Here is an 18436-nt window from a genome sequence, read left to right on the forward strand (position 1 = left end):
TCAGGGTAAAGCACTCGGATGAGGCTTTACCTGGTAGCGCTGCCGAGCAGTCAGAGGTCGTCGAAGAAACGCTCGTGCCAATCGACCAGCGGTTGAGGCGAGTTGAGCTTCTGGCCGTAGATCACCGAATAAGACAACACGTTCTGCACGTACTGCCGGGTTTCGTCGAACGGGATGCTTTCTACCCAGACATCGAAGGCCAGGTGGTTCGCGCCTTTGAGCCACTGCCGCACGCGTCCGGGGCCGGCGTTATAGGCGGCCGAAGCGAGCACCCGGTTACCGTTGAACTGGGCATGCACCGAGCTCAGATAGGCGGCGCCCAGCTGGATATTGGTGTCCGGGTCCAGCACCTGCTGCGGTGAAGCGAGCGGGATGCTGTACTTGCGCGCGGTCTCTTTGGCGGTCGCCGGCATCAGTTGCATCAGGCCGGCAGCGCCGACGCCCGAGCGGGCATCGTCCATGAACGCGCTTTCCTGACGGGTAATCGCAAACACCCAGCTCGAGTGCAGCCCTCGTACCCTGGCTTCGCGTACCAGTGTGTCGCGATGCGCCATCGGGAAGCGGATGTCCAGGTCGTCCCAATACTGCGCCTGACTGATGGTGCGGATTGCCGGGAAATACCATTGCATGTCGTAGGCCAGTTTGGCCTGCGCGACCATTTCGTCGCGATTGAACAGGCGGCTGACGTGATACCACTCGCGTCGGCCGTTGACGATCTCGCCACGGTCATGAAACTCCAGCGCGCGACGCACGCCCGGCGTGTTGCGGACCTTGTTGATCAGCGCCTGGCTGAGCACCAGTGGCTTGTTATTGAGTTGATACGGACTTTGGGTGCGGTCGGCAGCGAGAAACCCATAGAAGTCGCGTTCCTTGGCAACGTCCTTGTACAGCGCAGCAATCAGCGGGCTGTTGGGTTGGGCCAGTTCCAGCGAACGGGCTTCCCAGTAACGCCAGCGATTGGTCGCCGCCAGATCCTTGGGCAGCCGACGTGCCAGTTCGTAGGCGTCTTCCCAGCGACCCAGGCGCAGCAGCAGGCGCAGACGCCATTCGGTGACCGTGTCGTCGCGCAGCTCGGGGTCGTACCGGGTCATGACTTCGAGCGCGCGGTCGTCGTAACGACGGGCCAGGGTCAGGCCGATCTCCTTGGCGATCTCGACTTGCTCTTCACGCGAGAAGTGCATGGTCGCGGCGTAGCTGTCGAGCATCGACAGGGTTTTCTGCGGGTCCTGCTTGGCCAGACGGCGCAAGCCCAGACCGACCACATCGGACATGGCTTCGTCTACCGGTACGAATTGCCCGGGGTTGTTGACCATTTCCGGCTTCTGGGCGACCGCCAGCAGCAGGCGTCCTTGCGGGGCCAGTGAATTGAGGCTGTTGACCAGGATGGTGGCCAGGCTGTAGTTGCGGGCCTGCGCCGCCAGCTTGGCGCGCTGCCAGCGCTTCTGTTCCGTCAGCTGGCCTGCTGCGGCCCATTGGGCGAAGAATCCGTCACAGGCAGCCGGCAAGGTCTTGCCGGTCATCCAGAGCTTTTCGGCACTGGCGTAGCCTTCCGCGCGTTTATTGTTGTTCAACTGATACTGCCCATACAGGCAGTCCAGCTCGACGAACTTCATTTTCGGGTCGTAATACTTGACGAAGGGTTGCCAGTCACCGCGCTCCGCCAGCCAGCGTAACCAGCGCAGCTTCATCCAGTTGGCCTGGGGGAGGTCACCATGTTCGGCCAGAAACTTCTCGATCTCGGCGTTGCTCGCCGTTTTCAGGCGCGCGGTCAGCTCGTCGTATTCGAGATACGGCTCCAGCGGATAGTCGGCTAATGCCGTGGCGTACATCTGATAGGGCCCTGAATCGCCCTTGGCCAGTGCGCGCTTGGCCTCGTCGTAATACTTGCGTTGTTGGTTGAGGTCGGCCGCATGAGCAGTCTGAACGGCAGTGGCGGAGAGGAGCAGGCACGATAAAAAGCTGAACAAACGACTGCGCATGAGAATTCCGAGCAGATGAGTCGGTGAAAAGTATGACTAGCTTAGCCTTTTGCCAGCTCTTGGTGAAAGCATTGCCGACATGCTTGACTCATGTAGAAATAATTAGCGGTTATAAAGATGTTTTGATGTTGACACGGGTGCCAGGAAACCCGACATCCGCAGGCTATCTCAGGTAGAATGTGCGCCCGGTTTTTGGAGAAGCTCATGACCCTGCTCAAATTCAGCGATGTGTCCCTTGCTTTCGGCGCCATGCCGTTATTGGACAAGGTGTCCTGGCAGATCGCCCGTGGTGAGCGGGTGTGCATCATCGGCCGTAACGGCACAGGCAAATCCAGCATGTTGAAGCTGGTAAAAGGCGTTCAGAAGCCCGACGAGGGCGCTGTCTGGCGCGCGCCGGGCCTCAAGATCGGCGAATTGCCTCAGGAATTGCCGGTAGCCGACGAACGGACGGTGTTCGACGTCGTGGCCGAAGGTCTGGATGGCGTCGGCGCCTTGCTCGCTGAATATCATCATCTGGCCCAGAACTGCGTGACCGAGGAAGACCTGAACAAGCTGATGCATGTTCAGCAGGACCTCGAAGCCCGCGATGGCTGGCGCTTGCAGCAACTGGTCGACAGCACCCTGAGCCGTTTGCAGCTGCCTGCCGACAAGACACTCGCCGAGTTGTCCGGCGGCTGGCGTCGTCGCGTCCTGCTGGCTCAGGCGCTGGTTTCCGAACCGGACCTGTTGCTGCTCGACGAGCCGACCAACCACCTGGACATCGGCGCCATCGCCTGGCTTGAAGAAGCCCTCAAGGATTTCCAGGGTGCCGTGCTGTTCATCACGCACGACCGGGCATTCCTGCAAAACCTTGCCACGCGCATTCTGGAGCTGGACCGTGGTGGCCTGATCGACTGGAATGGCGACTACGCCAGCTTCCTGGTTCACAAGGAAGCCGCGCTGGCCGCCGAAGAGACCGCTAACGCGCTCTTCGACAAGCGTCTGGCGCAGGAAGAAGTGTGGATTCGTCAGGGCATCAAGGCGCGTCGTACCCGTAACGAAGGCCGCGTGCGTGCCCTGAAAGAACTGCGCGTAGAACGCAGCGAGCGCCGTGAGCGTACCGGCAAGGCCAACATCCAGCTGGATACTGCCGAGAAATCCGGCAAACAGGTCATGATCCTCGAGAACGTCAGCTTCGCTCACCCGGGCGGGCCGATGCTGATCAAGGACTTCTCCATGGTCCTGCAGCGCGAGGACCGCATCGGTCTGCTTGGCGCCAACGGTACCGGCAAGACTACGCTGCTCAAGCTGATGCTCGACAACCTGCAACCGACTGCGGGCAAAGTTGAAGTGGGCACGCGTCTGGACGTTGCCTACTTCGACCAGTTGCGTCACCAGCTCGATCTGGAAAAAACCGTGATCGACAACGTTGCCGAAGGCCGCGACTTCATCGACATCGATGGTCAGAGCCGTCATGTCCTGAGTTACCTCGGCGACTTCCTGTTCAGCCCGCAGCGTGCCCGCACGCCGGTCAAGGCGCTGTCCGGTGGCGAGCGTGCGCGTCTGCTGCTGGCCAAGCTGTTCAGCAAACCGGCCAACCTGCTGGTGCTCGACGAGCCGACCAACGACCTGGACGTGGAAACCCTCGAACTGCTCGAAGAAGTGCTGCTGACCTTCAAGGGCACTGTGCTGATGGTCAGTCACGACCGGGCATTCCTCGACAACGTCGTCACCAGCACCCTGGTGTTCGAAGGCGAAGGCAAGGTTCGTGAGTACGTCGGTGGTTATCAGGACTGGCTGCGTCAGGGCGGTTCGCCGCGTCTGCTGGGCGTTGCCGACACCAAGTCAGGCAAGGCCGAGCTTGCCAGTGCAGTGGTGCAGGCTGCACCGGTAGCGGCGCAGGACATGCCGGTGGCAAAAAAGAAACTCAGCTACAAGCATCAGCGCGAGCTGGAAGCCCTGCCGGCGCAGATCGATGAAGTGGAAGGGAAGATGGCGGCCCTGAATGCAGAAATGGCCGAGCCGGGCTTCTATCAGCGTTCGGCAGAGCAGGCCGCAGCAGTGCTGGCGCAGCTGGAAAACCTCCAGGCTGAACTGGATGCGCTGCTGGAGCGCTGGGCCGAGCTGGACGAGTAATCGTCCAGGGCGTCGCCATGATGCAAAAAAGCCCGGGTGACCGGGCTTTTTGCTAGTGCGACCTCAGGTCATTCAGGTTTCTTGTCTTCCTGCTTCTTGAGGCGCACGGCCAACACATCGCAGGGTGCGCCATGCACAACGTCATTGGTGGTCGAACCGAGCAGCAAAGCCAGACCGTGGCGACCATGGCTGCCGACCACGATCACGTCGCATCCCTTGTTCTTGGCCAACTGATGGATTTCCTGGCGTGGCTGACCGTAGACCAGATGGCTTTCGCCCTGGGCCACATCCAGGTTCCTGTACTTGGCTTCTACTTGCCTTAGTTTTTCCTTGGCTTGATCGAACTGCTGCTGTTGCAATTGGGACAGGTCCATGGGGACGTCGCCGCCAAAGGCCATGGCCATGGGTTCGACGATGTGCACGATCGACAATTTCGCGCCGTTGGTTTTTGCCAGCATGCTGGCGCGACGGATGACCGGGTCACACTCATCGGTGAGGTCAATGGCAACCAGAACGTGTGTATACGGCATGAAGGTGTCCTCCGGGAGAATTGCAATGGCAGGGAGTATGGCGCTTTCGTCGGCATCTGGGCAGACCCCAGAGCGGTTTCCGCTCAAGCACCGTGTATGCCGAAGCAGAAGCGGCGGGTTATGCAAGCCACTGTTTTCAAAAAATGTTGTGAAAGGCCTGATGACGGGCCGGGGGCAAGAAATATGACGGTCTGGATAATCCTGTCAATCATTTGTGTCATGTTGAGTCCGCTGGTTTGGTTGCGTCCCTCGCGTCATCAGAGCGGCAGAATGGCGCTGCGCATGGAGGCGCGGCGCATCGGGCTGGGCATGCAACTGGCGCCGCAGGAGTGGCCACACTGGCTCGCCCGGCAGCCGCCGAGCCCCTGCGCGCAGTACCACCGTCCGCGTCTGGGTTCGCATGCCGACGCCTGGGCATATTGGCAGAGCGAGCCTGGCGTGTGGCTCAATCGCTGGCGGGAAGTTTGCGAAGACGAGAAGCTGCTGAGCCATTTCGGCACGTTGCCAGCCGACGTCTTCAAGGTCGAAGTCGACCCGCAGATGGTCGCGGTGTACTGGGCGGAGAAGGGAGAAGCGGAAATCCTGCAGCGCATCAACGCCGTGCTCAGGGCACTGGCCTGACCCTGAATTGCAGGCAATAAAAAGCCCGATAGCAACATCGGGCCGGGGTTGGCCAGGCAGGCCGATAATTCGTCGCGTGCCGACAGGTATGACTACCATGTCGGCCATCGCTGTTGCGCACCCGCAAATCAGCTGCATTGCGAGCCTCTTGTGGCGCAGTGTTCCGACTCTAGACCTTTTGCTTCTTTTTGTCGCGGTTCCTGAAAATATATTTTCTCGGTGCTCTGTTATGGTGCATTTCAGCGGGGTTTCTTAACGCGCAATGCACTCATGGCCTGTGTTCGAAAGCACGAAAAGCCAACTGATTCTTGTGTTCGTAAGCTCCGCATCAATAGCAGCTGCAGCAAACGTAATGCCTTGCCTGCAACCGTTGCCACAGCATGCTTTTTATACGCGATGGCACTGACGACGCAGAGTGCGACGTAAGTGACGGCTGAGTCCTGGCGCTGATTCGGGGGATGCGAGGCAGGACGCCGAGCAAGCCGCACCGGGCCATGGATGGCCCGTTGCGGCGGCCCCCGGATCAGTGTCAGGACGAAGGAACCCGACGAAGTCGGGCCGGAAACGGAGCCAGGATTTTGGTGACTTTGATCCTTCAAAGTCACTCGCCGAGGGGCGAAAAGGTGCCTTGAGCCGTAAACAGATATCACGGACATCGCAGAGCCGCCGTATGACACAGAGCGTCACGAACTGCATGCCCACGCGGAGCGCTTGGCGTTACACATTGGTCTCGTGGTAGCGACCGGGGCAGCGATCCGCTTTGCTTTTGAGGAGGCCCGTACAGACTCCATAAACAGAGCGTATGGACCAACGTCTTCGTGAGCACGCTCATCCCCGCATGGATCTATCCGCCTGATGCTGCGGTTCAGCCGGGTCACTCCCCCAGGCGCTATTATCACTCCGGCGAATGATGGCGGATCGGAAGCGCTCGTGGGCATTATGAAGCGCCAGCATCTGCCAACAGATCTGCAATTTTCTGAGTGTTTTGTCGAATTGACAATCGACCTGTTTTGCCCGATGGTGTGCGTACCCAAATCAAACGGGCGTATGAAATGAGCGTTTGGTCGCCAGACAGCTCTTACAGAATCCTGGCTACCACGTCGCAGCGGGTGTACGTGTGATTTGGCGTGTTCATCGACGGCGACGTCGTAGCCTCGTCGGACGTTAACGTCCGGCGAGTATTGTTCAGCTTCCATATCGTGGAGATCAGTTGATGATTTACGAAGGTAAAGCCATCACGGTTAAGGCTCTTGAAAGTGGCATCGTCGAATTGAATTTCGACCTCAAGGGTGAGTCCGTCAACAAGTTCAACCGCCTCACCCTCAATGAACTGCGCCAGGCGGTGGATGCCATCAAGGCAGACGCATCGGTCAAGGGCGTCATTGTCAGCAGTGGCAAGGATTCGTTCATTGTCGGCGCCGACATCACCGAGTTTGTCGACAACTTCAAGTTGCCGGAAGCCGAACTGGTGGCGGGCAATCTTGAAGCCAACAAAATCTTCAGCGATTTCGAAGATCTGGGCGTGCCTACCGTCGTCGCCATCAACGGCATCGCGCTGGGTGGCGGCCTGGAAATGTGCCTGGCCGCGGATTACCGCGTCATCTCCAGCAGCGCCCGTATCGGCCTGCCCGAAGTCAAACTGGGTCTGTACCCGGGTTTCGGCGGCACCGTGCGTCTGCCGCGCATCATCGGCGCTGACAATGCAATCGAATGGATTGCATCAGGCAAGGAAAACGCCGCAGAAGACGCGCTTAAAGTCGGTGCTGTCGATGCCGTAGTCGCCCCTGAAAAACTCCAGGCCGCCGCACTCGACCTGATCCAGCGCGCGATTTCCGGCGAGTTCGATTACAAGGCCAAGCGCCAGCCGAAACTGGACAAGCTCAAACTGAACGCCATCGAGCAGATGATGGCCTTCGAAACCGCCAAGGGTTTTGTCGCAGGTCAGGCCGGGCCAAATTATCCGGCGCCGGTCGAAGCCATCAAGACCATCCAGAAAGCCGCCAACTTCGGTCGTGACAAGGCGCTGGAAATCGAAGCCGCCGGCTTCGTGAAAATGGCCAAGACCTCCGCAGCCCACAGCCTGATCGGCCTGTTTCTGAACGATCAGGAGCTGAAAAAGAAAGCCAAGGGCTACGACGAAGTTGCCCGCGACGTGAAACAGGCTGCCGTGCTGGGCGCCGGGATCATGGGCGGCGGCATTGCCTATCAGTCGGCTGTTAAAGGCACGCCGATCCTGATGAAGGACATCCGCGAAGAAGCCATTCAGTTGGGTCTGAACGAAGCCTCCAAACTGTTGGGTGGCCGACTGGAAAAAGGTCGTCTGACGGCTGCGAAAATGGCTGAAGCGCTTAATGCGATTCGTCCTACGCTGTCCTACGGCGATTTCGGTACGGTCGATCTGGTGGTCGAAGCGGTAGTCGAGAACCCCAAGGTCAAGCAGGCTGTGCTGGCTGAAGTCGAAGCCAACGTGGGTGAAAACACCATCCTCGCGTCCAACACCTCGACCATCTCCATCAGCTTGCTGGCGCAGGCGCTCAAGCGTCCGGAAAACTTCGTCGGCATGCACTTTTTCAACCCGGTGCACATGATGCCGCTGGTTGAGGTCATCCGTGGCGAAAAATCCAGCGAAGAAGCGGTCGCGACGACCGTTGCCTATGCCAAGAAGATGGGCAAGAACCCGATTGTAGTCAATGACTGCCCAGGCTTTCTGGTTAACCGCGTGCTGTTCCCGTACTTCGGCGGTTTCGCCAGACTGGTCAGCGCAGGGGTGGATTTCGTGCGCATCGACAAGGTCATGGAAAAATTCGGCTGGCCGATGGGGCCTGCCTATTTGATGGACGTGGTCGGCATCGACACCGGCCACCATGGTCGTGACGTAATGGCCGAAGGCTTCCCGGACCGTATGAAGGACGACCGCCGCTCGGCCATCGATGCGCTTTACGAAGCCAATCGTCTGGGTCAGAAAAACGGTAAGGGTTTCTACGCCTACGAAACAGACAAGAAAGGCAAGCCGAAGAAGGTCAACGATCCGGCTGTGCTGGAAGTGCTCAAGCCGATTGTCCACGAACAGCGTGAGGTGTCTGACGAAGACATCGTCAACTGGATGATGATTCCGCTGTGCCTGGAAACGGTCCGTTGCCTGGAAGACGGCATCGTCGACACGGCCGCCGAGGCCGACATGGGCCTGATCTACGGTATTGGTTTCCCTCCATTCCGTGGCGGTGCGCTGCGCTACATCGACTCGATCGGTGTGGCCGAATTCGTTGCCCTGGCTGACCAATACGCCGAGCTGGGTGCCCTGTATCAACCGACCGCGAAGCTGCGTGAAATGGCCCGCAATGGCCAGAGCTTTTTCGGTCAAGCGTCTTCCGAGGTATGAACGTATGAGCCTTAATCCAAGAGACGTCGTGATTGTCGACTTCGGTCGTACACCGATGGGCCGCTCCAAAGGCGGCATGCACCGCAACACCCGCGCTGAAGACATGTCCGCGCACCTGATCAGCAAGCTGCTGGAGCGCAACAGCAAGGTTGACCCGGCCGAGGTCGAAGACGTGATCTGGGGCTGTGTCAACCAGACCCTGGAGCAGGGCTGGAACATCGCGCGCATGGCGTCGTTGCTGACCCAGATCCCGCACACCTCGGCTGCCCAGACCGTCAGCCGCCTGTGCGGCTCATCGATGAGCGCGCTGCACACAGCGGCACAAGCCATCATGACCAACAACGGCGATGTGTTCGTCATTGGCGGCGTGGAGCACATGGGCCACGTCAGCATGATGCACGGCGTAGACCCCAACCCGCACAAGTCCCTGTACGCCGCCAAGGCTTCCGGGATGATGGGCCTGACTGCCGAAATGCTGGGCAAGATGCACGGCATCACCCGCGAGCAGCAGGACGCTTTCGGCCTGCGCTCCCACCAGCTTGCCCACAAGGCCACGCTGGAAGGCAAGTTCAAGGACGAAATCATCCCGATGCAGGGCTACGACGAGAACGGCTTCCTCAAAGTCTTCGACTACGATGAAACCATCCGTCCGGATACCACGCTGGAAAGTCTTGCGGCGCTCAAACCGGCGTTCAATCCAAAAGGCGGGACTGTGACCGCAGGCACTTCCTCGCAGATTACCGACGGCGCATCGTGCATGATCGTCATGTCTGCGCAGCGTGCCCAGGACCTTGGTATCCAGCCGATGGCGGTGATTCGTTCTATGGCAGTGGCAGGCGTCGACCCGGCTATCATGGGCTATGGTCCGGTTCCGGCAACGCAAAAAGCGCTCAAGCGTGCCGGTCTGAGCATCGCCGATATCGACTTCTTCGAGCTCAACGAAGCCTTCGCTGCACAGGCCTTGCCGGTGCTCAAAGATCTGAAAGTACTCGACAAGATGAATGAGAAGGTTAACCTGCACGGCGGCGCCATCGCGTTGGGCCATCCATTTGGATGTTCCGGTGCACGCATCTCCGGCACCTTGCTCAATGTCATGAAGCAAAATGGCGGCACGTTTGGCGTGTCGACGATGTGTATTGGTCTGGGGCAGGGTATCGCGACCGTTTTCGAACGCGTCTGATTTCCCGAGTGTGATGCAAGCCGGGGCTTCGTGCTCCGGCTTTTGTTTTTTGAAAAAACAGTTTTTTAACCAAATGTTTTGCACGTGTTACAAGAGGACGTCGCATGCGATTGCAACCAGGGCTTTATCGCCACTATAAAGGCCCGCAGTACCGGGTTTTCAGTGTTGCCAGGCATTCCGAGACCGAAGAGGAAGTCGTGTTCTATCAGGCTTTGTACGGCGATTTCGGTATGTGGGTGCGCCCCTTGAGCATGTTTATCGAGTCGGTCGAGGTTGACGGGGAGCACGTCCCGCGCTTTGCTTTGATTGAGGCCGAACCGAGCCTGTTTTCCCGAACATGAGACGGAACGGCACAACAGGCTGTGCTTGACCTCACCTTGTAGCCACTATATATAGCGTGGCCTTTACAAGCTCCTCATTGTCTTTCATCTAGTATTCAGGAATTTTCTGATCCATGGGCAAATCGCTGGTCATCGTGGAATCCCCGGCTAAGGCCAAGACCATCAACAAGTATTTGGGCAACCAGTACGTGGTGAAGTCGAGTATCGGCCATATCCGAGACCTGCCCACCAGCGGTTCGGCGAGTGCTGCCAAAGATCCTGCCGCCAAGCGTGGCAAGGCCGCTGCGGGCGAAGGCCCGGTATTGACGCCGAAAGAAAAGGCGCAGCGTCAGTTGGTCTCGCGCATGGGCGTCGATCCGGACCACGGCTGGAAAGCCAAATACGAGATCCTTCCCGGCAAGGAAAAGGTCATCGAAGAGCTGCGCAAGCTCGCCAAAGATGCCGACACCATCTATCTCGCGACGGACTTGGATCGCGAAGGGGAAGCCATTGCCTGGCACCTGCGCGAAGCCATTGGTGGCGATGACAGCCGCTACAAGCGCGTGGTGTTCAACGAAATCACCAAGAAAGCCATCCAGGAAGCGTTTTCCAGGCCGGGCGAGCTGGACATAGCGCGGGTGAATGCTCAGCAGGCGCGTCGCTTCCTCGACCGCGTCGTCGGCTACATGGTGTCGCCGCTGCTCTGGCAGAAAGTCGCTCGTGGTCTGTCCGCCGGACGTGTGCAATCGGTCGCGGTGAAGCTGGTGGTCGAGCGCGAACGCGAAATTCGTGCCTTCAACCCCGAAGAATACTGGGAAATTCATGCCGACCTGGGCACTGCCAAAGGTGCCAACGTGCGCTTTGAAGTGGCCCGCGAGAAAGGCGAAGCGTTCAAGCCGTTGAACGAAGCCCAGGCCATGGCGGCCCTGGAAAAGCTCAAGGCATCCAGCTACAGCATCGTCAAGCGTGAAGACAAGCCGACCAGCAGCAAACCGTCGGCACCGTTCATCACCTCGACTCTGCAACAGGCTGCCAGCAATCGTCTGGGCTTCGGCGTGAAAAAGACCATGATGATGGCTCAGCGCTTGTACGAGGCGGGCTACATCACTTACATGCGTACCGACTCCACCAACCTGTCGGCCGATGCCGTCAGCATGGCGCGCGACTACATCGAAACCGAGTTCGGCAAGAAGTACTTGCCGGAAGCAGCGAATGTCTACAGCGGCAAGGAAGGCGCGCAGGAGGCGCACGAAGCGATTCGTCCGTCCGACGTCAACACCCATCCTTCGAAGCTGACCGGCATGGAGCGTGACGCCGAACGTCTTTACGAACTCATCTGGCGTCAGTTCGTGGCCTGCCAGATGTTGCCGGCACAATACCTGTCGACCACCGTTACCGTTGCCGCCAGCGATTTCGAGCTGCGTGCCAAGGGCCGTATTCTGAAGTTCGACGGTTACACCCGTGCGCTGCCGCAAAGGGCCAAGCCCGGTGATGACGACGTGCTGCCGGACATGGCGCAGGGCGAAGTCCTGAAGCTGAACAAGCTCGACCCGAGTCAGCATTTCACCAAGCCGCCTGCGCGTTACTCGGAAGCGAGCCTGGTCAAGGAAATGGAAAAACGCGGGATCGGTCGCCCGTCGACCTATGCAGCGATCATTTCGACCATTCAGGACCGTGGCTATGTAGCGTTGCACAACCGTCGCTTCTACTCGGAAAAGATGGGCGACATCGTCACCGGGCGCCTGTCTGAAAGTTTTTCCAACCTGATGGACTACGGCTTTACCGCCGGCATGGAAGAAAACCTCGACGACGTGGCCAAGGGGCAGCGCGACTGGAAGAACGTGCTCGACGAGTTCTACGGTGATTTCCGCAAGAAGCTGGAAGTCGCCGAAGCACCAGACAGCGGCATGCGTGCCAACCATCCGGTGATGACCGATATCCCGTGCAAGGTCTGTGGTCGGCCAATGCAGATCCGCACGGCCTCGACTGGCGTGTTCCTTGGCTGTTCCGGTTACAGCCTGCCACCCAAGGAGCGCTGCAAGGCGACCGTCAACCTGACGCCTGGCGACGAGATTGCCGACGATGATGAGGGTGAGTCCGAGTCGCGTGTACTGCGCGGCAAGCATCGCTGCCCGATCTGCAGCACGGCGATGGACGCTTATCTGCTCGACGAAAAGCACAAGCTGCATATCTGCGGTAACAACCCGGATTGCACCGGCTACGAGATTGAGGAAGGGACTTATCGCATCAAGGGCTATGAAGGCCCGAGCCTCGAGTGTGACAAGTGCGGCAGCGAGATGCAGCTCAAGACCGGTCGTTTCGGCAAGTTCTTCGGCTGCACCAACGCTGAGTGCAAGAACACCCGCAAACTGCTGAAAAGCGGTGATGCGGCGCCACCGAAGATGGACCCGGTGAAAATGCCGGAGCTCAAGTGCGACAAGGTCGACGATACTTACATCCTGCGTGATGGCGCTTCGGGGCTGTTCCTGGCTGCCAGCCAGTTCCCGAAAAACCGCGAAACCCGTGCACCGCTGGTCATGGAGATCGCGCCGCACAAGGATGAAATCGATCCGAAGTACCACTTCCTCTGCGAAGCACCGAAGAAAGACCCGGACGGTCGCCCGACCGTCATCCGCTACAGTCGCAAGACCAAAGAGCAGTACGTCCAGACTGAAGTGGAAGGCAAACCTACCGGCTGGCGTGCGTTTTACGACGGCGGCGCCTGGAAGGTCGAAGACAAGCGTTGATCACGAGCGTCCGGTGCATGAGCGCCGGACGCGGTTTTCAACGGGGCTGGCGGCTGCCATGATGAGAACCTGATGGCACCGGCTATGCTGGTCTTATCCCATCGTTATGGAGCGTATCGCCATGGCTCGTGAACTCTATACCCGCACCAACCAGAAAATTTATTTTGCCGGGCTCGCGCTTGAAGCGCTCGGCAGAGCAGAGCAGGGCCAGGCGGTCAACTCGCCAGCGCTGTTGCAGGCCGAGCGTGAGTCGGCGCTGTTCCATCTGTACGGAGCGTTGCTGGGCCTGTGCCACGAAATTGCCGGGTACTACCGTCTGCCTCAAGCGAACGCCCGTCGCGCCGAAGACGTGCTGACCCAAGAAGTGCTGAGCACCCTCGCGATTCCCGAGCTGGCAGAACTCGTCGAGCTGGCCCAGCATCGTCATACCTGGCTGGCGCAATTGATCGCAGCTTACAACGCCCTGTTCGAGCCGCCGCGAGCACCGAGAAAGCCCAAAGGTGATGTCACCCAGCCGATGATTGTGGCGGTGAACCTGGACGCCGAGCCGGAGTCTGAACTTGAACGTGAAGAGCTGGAAAGCTGGCGCCAACAGTTGAAAGGGTTGGCGATTCGTTTTCGCGAAGGCCTGAGCGAGTGCTGAAAACCCATGAAGTACAGGCTGGCAGGCTGTTACAATGCCCGCCTACTGCGGAGTAACTGTAACAATGCCTACCTCTTTTCTTGAAATTGTCGAATTACCGGACGGCCGTATCGAGCTGCGTCGCGCTGACGACGAAGGTTCGCTGGTCACACTGGATTTCTCGGCTGATGCGAAAGCATTCATGCAAGGACAGCATGTTGAAGTTGCCAAGGCCATGTTGAGCGTGGGCGTGCAGATGGCTGGACGCCTGGCCGAAGGTGAAGTCGAGAAGGATGATGTGCCACACGTTCTGCACTGACCGTGACCGGGTTTTCAGCCCAGTCGGATGTTCAGGCTTTGCGCTTCACCGATTTTTGCTGCATTGATCAATAGCTGACGTGCTGCTGCGCCAAGCGGGTTGATCCAGCTCACCACTGTATGACTCCTTCCAAGCCTGAGCGCCTCGCGAGTCAGCTCAAGCACACTCTGTGTGCCGCGCGGCTGAAGCAGCAGGATGCGCTCACGGTTCAGCCCCGCATCGCGAAGCCAGGTCTGGGTCAGGCTTGAGGGCGGGGCGATCAGGGTCAGCCAGCGTGCGTTTGTCTCTTCACTCAGGTCTCTGAGGATCGGCGCCAGAAGGTTGAGGCAGTTCCCGGCTGCACCACGCAAAGACAGCTCACTAAAAACTTCTGGCTCGCTGCTCCAGGGTGTTTCGACTGCGTCTGTCAGCATCGGGGCGATGGGCTGAGCCAGAAACGCCTCGAACAATGGCAATTGCGAATGCGGTGCTTGATGGAACTGCATAACGTCTCCTTAGCGGCGAATGACGCCGACGCTCAAACCTTCTATCACCAGTTCCTGATCCTTGAGGTCGACCTCGATAGGGGCGAAATCAGGGTTTTCAGCCAGCAGCCAGACCTTGCTGCCTTCACGTTTAAAGCGTTTGACGGTGACCTCGTCACCGATTCGGGCAACCACGATCTGACCGTTGCGGGCCTCGCGAGTGGTGTGCACGGCGAGCAGGTCGCCATCAAGGATGCCGACGTCCTTCATGCTCATGCCATGAACGCGCAACAGGTAATTGGCGCTCGGGTGGAAGAAGGCAGGGTTGATGTTGCAGGACTCTTCTATGTGTTGCTGAGCCAGGATCGGCGCACCGGCTGCGACCCGACCGATGACCGGCAGGCTGCTTTCATCCGGACGCGCTTCGAAGCCGGGGATGCGGATGCCGCGTGACGCACCGGGCGTCATTTCGATGGCGCCTTTGCGAGCCAGTGCCTTGAGGTGTTCTTCCGCTGCGTTGGGCGATTTGAACCCCAGCTCCTGAGCGATTTCCGCACGTGTTGGCGGGAAGCCATTGTCTTCGAGGCAGCGTTTGATGAAACCCAGGATTTCAGCTTGGCGTGGCGTCAGTTTGATCATGAGGGGCGCTCTGGCTTTTTATACAGTGACTGGGATTATATACAGTGAAGGCCCGTTGGCAATCATCCATTTCAGTTTCCCCGCCGAGTGGTTACCGGCAAGCCGGTCAACACGTGTGTAAAAGGAGCTGATCGTGCCGTATTCCATCATGGACTGACCGTTTTCGTGACTGTTCGGCTACAAAATGAACGGGCCTGCTTGACAAGCGGGCTGCCTGATACGTATGTTTCAAACGTTCGTTTGTTAGGCAGAGAGCCATGGCCCAGTCGGAAACCGTTGAACGCATTCTTGATGCTGCGGAGCAGTTGTTCGCAGAGAAAGGTTTCGCTGAAACCTCCTTGCGTCTCATCACCAGCAAGGCCTCGGTCAACCTGGCTGCGGTGAACTATCACTTCGGCTCGAAAAAGGCGCTCATTCAGGCGGTTTTCTCGCGCTTTCTCGGTCCGTTCTGCATCAGTCTCGATCGCGAGCTGGAGCGTCGTCAGGCACAACCCGAGCGCAAGCCGAGTCTGGAAGAACTGCTGGAAATCCTCGTCGAACAGGCCCTGGTCGTGCAGCCGCGCAGTGGCAACGACTTGTCGATCTTCATGCGTCTGCTGGGGCTGGCCTTCAGCCAGAGCCAGGGTCACCTGCGCCGCTATCTGGAAGACATGTACGGCAAGGTGTTCCGTCGCTACATGACGCTGGTCAACGAGGCCGCCCCGCGTATCCCGCCCATCGAGCTGTTCTGGCGCGTGCATTTCATGCTTGGCGCTGCCGCGTTCAGCATGTCGGGCATCAAGGCCCTGCGCGCGATTGCCGAGACTGATTTTGGCGTCAACACCTCCATCGAACAGGTCATGCGCCTGATGGTGCCGTTTCTGGCTGCCGGCATGCGCGCCGACACCGGTGTTACCGACCCCGCCATGATCGCCGCGCAGCTCAAGCCGCGCACCAAGCGCAGTTCCGGCACGCCTGCGGTCGCCAAGGCCTGAGGACTGCGCGCCCGGTCGCATTGCGTCGCGCTTCAGGATCAAGCACCATGCCCGGATTGGACATTGGCACTGGTGTGTAAGGGTTTTTCTATGAGTTCTGGCCTGCAAGGCTCCCTGATGGTCGACGTCGCCGGTACCTGGCTGACCAGCGAAGACCGTCAGTTTCTCCGTCAGCCCGAAGTGGGCGGCTTGATTATCTTTGCCCGTAATATCGAGCATCCGCGCCAGGTTCGTGAGCTGAGTGCGTCGATTCGTGCCATTCGCCCCGACCTGCTGCTGGCAGTGGATCAGGAGGGCGGGCGGGTGCAACGTCTGCGTCAGGGCTTTGTGCGTCTGCCGCCGATGCGCGCAATTGCCGACAAGCCTGAGGCAGAGTCGTTGGCCGAACAGTGCGGCTGGGTGATGGCAACCGAAGTGCTGGCGGTCGGGCTGGACTTGAGTTTTGCTCCGGTGCTGGACCTGGACTACCAGCGCAGTGCAGTTGTCGGGACGCGCTCCTTCGAGGGCGATCCCGAGCGTGCAGCCTTGCTGGCCGGTGCGTTCATCCGTGGCATGAATGCGGCCGGCATGGCTGCCACCGGCAAGCACTTCCCCGGCCACGGCTGGGCTGAAGCCGATTCTCATGTGGCCATCCCGAATGACGAGCGCAGCTTGGAGCAGATTCGCGCCAATGATCTGGTGCCATTCGCGCGCCTGAGTCAGCAATTGGCGGCGGTGATGCCGGCCCATGTCATCTACCCGAAAGTCGATTCGCAGCCGGCCGGTTTTTCGAGGCGCTGGTTGCAGGACATCCTGCGCGACGAACTGAAATTCGACGGGGTTATCTTCAGTGATGATTTGTCGATGGCCGGTGCTCATGTAGTGGGTGATGCTGCCAGCCGGATCGAAGCGGCGCTGACGGCGGGCTGCGACATGGGCCTGGTCTGTAACGACCGTGCGGCTGCAGAGCTGGCACTCAGCGCAGTGCAGCGTATGCGGGTCAAACCTTCGCCGCGTATCGCGCGCATGCGCGGGCAGGCATCTGCCGGCACTGAATATCGGCAACATCCGCGCTGGCTGGCCGCGCTACAAGCGCTGCGCGGCGCTCAACTGATCGATTAAGGATTTGTGATGACTGTTTACGCGATTATTGGCGGTACGGGCCTGACCCAGCTGGAAGGTCTGAACATTCGGCAGTCGTTGCCGATGAACACGCCTTATGGCGCGCCGTCAGGTGAAATCCAGATCGGCGATTACGCCGGTCGCGAGGTGATGTTTCTCGCGCGCCACGGCCATCCGCACCGCCTGCCGCCGCATCAGGTCAACTACCGGGCCAATATCTGGGCCCTGAAGCAGGCCGGTGCCGAGGCCATTCTGGCGGTGAACGCCGTGGGCGGCATTCATCCTGACATGGGCACCGGGCATTTTTGTGTGCCACACGATCTGGTCGACTATACCAGTGGCCGTCAGCACACCTTTTTTGCCGATGATCTGGAGCAGGTCACGCACATCGACTTCAGCTACCCGTACAGCGAAGCGCTGCGGTCGCGGCTGATCGCGGCATTGGCTGCCGAAGGGTGCGCGTTCTCTGAGCGGGGCGTTTATGCCTGCACCCAGGGGCCGCGTCTGGAAACCGTTGCGGAAATCATCCGCCTTGAGCGCGATGGCTGCGACATCGTCGGCATGACTGGCATGCCCGAGGCGGCGCTGGCCCGTGAACTGGAGCTGGATTACGCCTGCCTGGCACTGGTGGTCAATCCTGCGGCGGGCAAATCGACGGCGGTCATCACCATGGCTGAAATCGAGCAGGCGTTGCGCGATGGCATGGGCAAGGTCAAGGCCACGCTTGCCCGGGTGCTGTCCGCCTCCTGATTTACAGCATGCGCTTGAGGGTATTGTCTTTGCGTACGAGGTGATGCCAGATCGCGGCCACCACGTGCAGGCCGATCACGTAGTAGAAGATCGAGCCCAGCAGCTTGTGCAGGTCTTCAAAGTATTCGGCCGTGCGGTCCGAGGTGGGCAGCGGCCAGGGTATTTGCAGGCTGGTGAACGGGATGGGCAGTGCGCCTTTTTCCACCATCACCGTCAGCAGGCCAAGCACCGGTTGTGCGAACAGAAACGCATACAGCGCGTAATGCGACAAGGTGGCTGCCACGTGCAGTACGCCTTCCAGCGGCGGCGTAATACCGGGCGGACGATGACGTCGACGCTCGGCAACGCGAAAAAACGCCATGACCAGAAGCACAATCCCTACCCAGAAATGGCTCTGCACGACCAGCGTACGGTAGTCGGAGCCCTTGCTGAACTGCGTGCGGCTCAGAATGAGCGTGTACGCCAGCACAATCAGAATGGCCATGATCCAGTGCAGCCACCGCGCGCGTTGGCTGTAGCGTTGAGAAGTCAGTGTATCCACGGTTGGATTCCTTGTGGCTTTTTACAGGCTCGGTTTGCAGCTTAGGCCTTCGCCTGAAGGCATGTGTTTCATTGCGGACAGATTTATTTCATTGTCGATACCGCCAAGGGCGAATATGGCTAATTAACAGCATGGTCGGCACAGAAGGGAACCTG

At 59.3% G+C, this 18436-nt stretch carries 17 protein-coding genes; 12 read left to right on the top strand and 5 right to left on the bottom strand.

The genetic code is table 11. The features are described from left to right. Positions 1-50 precede the first annotated feature (50 nt). The gene (locus BLT55_RS05465; RefSeq protein ID WP_055001316.1) at positions 51-1979 is read right to left on the bottom strand and encodes a transglycosylase SLT domain-containing protein; all 1929 of its coding nucleotides are present in this window, start codon (positions 1977-1979) and stop codon (positions 51-53) included. A 204-nt stretch (positions 1980-2183) separates the two neighbouring features. Here BLT55_RS05465 and BLT55_RS05470 point away from each other — a divergent pair, with 204 nt between their 5' ends. Beyond that, positions 2184-4094, top strand: a complete 1911-nt coding sequence (locus BLT55_RS05470; RefSeq protein ID WP_055001320.1) for an ATP-binding cassette domain-containing protein — start codon at positions 2184-2186, stop codon at positions 4092-4094. Positions 4095-4162: 68 nt separating this feature from the next. Here BLT55_RS05470 and BLT55_RS05475 read toward each other — a convergent pair whose 3' ends face one another. Further along, the gene (locus tag BLT55_RS05475) at positions 4163-4624 is read right to left on the bottom strand and encodes a universal stress protein (protein ID WP_007251271.1); all 462 of its coding nucleotides are present in this window, start codon (positions 4622-4624) and stop codon (positions 4163-4165) included. A gap of 183 nt (positions 4625-4807) precedes the next feature. Here BLT55_RS05475 and BLT55_RS05480 point away from each other — a divergent pair, with 183 nt between their 5' ends. The 8 genes from BLT55_RS05480 (at position 4808) to BLT55_RS05525 (ending at position 13812) form a co-directional block, all read left to right on the top strand. Beyond that, positions 4808-5245, top strand: a complete 438-nt coding sequence (locus BLT55_RS05480; RefSeq protein ID WP_055001315.1) for a hypothetical protein — start codon at positions 4808-4810, stop codon at positions 5243-5245. Between the two features lie 855 nt (positions 5246-6100). Beyond that, positions 6101-6301: a hypothetical protein gene (locus BLT55_RS33405; protein WP_167359951.1), complete on the top strand. Its 201-nt coding sequence runs from the start codon at positions 6101-6103 to the stop codon at positions 6299-6301. A gap of 157 nt (positions 6302-6458) precedes the next feature. Then, the gene (fadB, locus tag BLT55_RS05500) at positions 6459-8624 is read left to right on the top strand and encodes a fatty acid oxidation complex subunit alpha FadB (protein WP_055001546.1); all 2166 of its coding nucleotides are present in this window, start codon (positions 6459-6461) and stop codon (positions 8622-8624) included. 4 nt (positions 8625-8628) lie between these two features. Further along, positions 8629-9804 (top strand): acetyl-CoA C-acyltransferase FadA, encoded by a 1176-nt coding sequence (gene fadA, locus BLT55_RS05505; protein ID WP_055001547.1) that lies wholly within the window; start codon positions 8629-8631, stop codon positions 9802-9804. 104 nt (positions 9805-9908) lie between these two features. Then, entirely contained in the window at positions 9909-10145 is a 237-nt protein-coding gene (locus tag BLT55_RS05510) for a DUF1653 domain-containing protein (RefSeq protein ID WP_055001548.1), read from the top strand. A 113-nt stretch (positions 10146-10258) separates the two neighbouring features. Beyond that, on the top strand, positions 10259-12871 hold the full coding sequence (topA, locus tag BLT55_RS05515; protein WP_055001549.1) for a type I DNA topoisomerase: 2613 nt from the start codon (positions 10259-10261) through the stop codon (positions 12869-12871). 121 nt (positions 12872-12992) lie between these two features. Then, a complete protein-coding gene (locus BLT55_RS05520; RefSeq protein WP_055001550.1) occupies positions 12993-13514 on the top strand; it encodes a DUF6586 family protein in 522 nt (173 codons plus the stop codon). Positions 13515-13578: 64 nt separating this feature from the next. Further along, positions 13579-13812: a hypothetical protein gene (locus BLT55_RS05525; protein WP_002554102.1), complete on the top strand. Its 234-nt coding sequence runs from the start codon at positions 13579-13581 to the stop codon at positions 13810-13812. 14 nt (positions 13813-13826) lie between these two features. Here the strand turns inward: BLT55_RS05525 and sulA are convergent, their stop codons facing one another. Next, the gene (gene sulA / locus BLT55_RS05530; protein WP_007251281.1) at positions 13827-14297 is read right to left on the bottom strand and encodes an SOS-induced cell division inhibitor SulA; all 471 of its coding nucleotides are present in this window, start codon (positions 14295-14297) and stop codon (positions 13827-13829) included. Between the two features lie 9 nt (positions 14298-14306). Beyond that, on the bottom strand, positions 14307-14915 hold the full coding sequence (gene lexA, locus BLT55_RS05535; RefSeq protein WP_007251282.1) for a transcriptional repressor LexA: 609 nt from the start codon (positions 14913-14915) through the stop codon (positions 14307-14309). A 257-nt stretch (positions 14916-15172) separates the two neighbouring features. Between lexA and psrA the strand changes: the two genes are divergently transcribed. The 3 genes from psrA (at position 15173) to BLT55_RS05555 (ending at position 17740) form a co-directional block, all read left to right on the top strand. After that, positions 15173-15889: a transcriptional regulator PsrA gene (gene psrA, locus BLT55_RS05545; protein WP_055001551.1), complete on the top strand. Its 717-nt coding sequence runs from the start codon at positions 15173-15175 to the stop codon at positions 15887-15889. 90 nt (positions 15890-15979) lie between these two features. Next, positions 15980-16990, top strand: a complete 1011-nt coding sequence (gene nagZ / locus BLT55_RS05550; RefSeq protein WP_007251284.1) for a beta-N-acetylhexosaminidase — start codon at positions 15980-15982, stop codon at positions 16988-16990. Positions 16991-16999: 9 nt separating this feature from the next. Further along, entirely contained in the window at positions 17000-17740 is a 741-nt protein-coding gene (locus BLT55_RS05555) for an S-methyl-5'-thioinosine phosphorylase (RefSeq protein WP_007251285.1), read from the top strand. A gap of 1 nt (position 17741) precedes the next feature. Here the strand turns inward: BLT55_RS05555 and BLT55_RS05560 are convergent, their stop codons facing one another. Continuing rightward, positions 17742-18281: a cytochrome b gene (locus BLT55_RS05560; RefSeq protein ID WP_055001552.1), complete on the bottom strand. Its 540-nt coding sequence runs from the start codon at positions 18279-18281 to the stop codon at positions 17742-17744. Between the last annotated feature and the right edge of the window lie 155 nt (positions 18282-18436).

The organism is Pseudomonas cannabina (assembly GCF_900100365.1).
Taxonomy (GTDB): domain Bacteria; phylum Pseudomonadota; class Gammaproteobacteria; order Pseudomonadales; family Pseudomonadaceae; genus Aquipseudomonas; species Aquipseudomonas cannabina.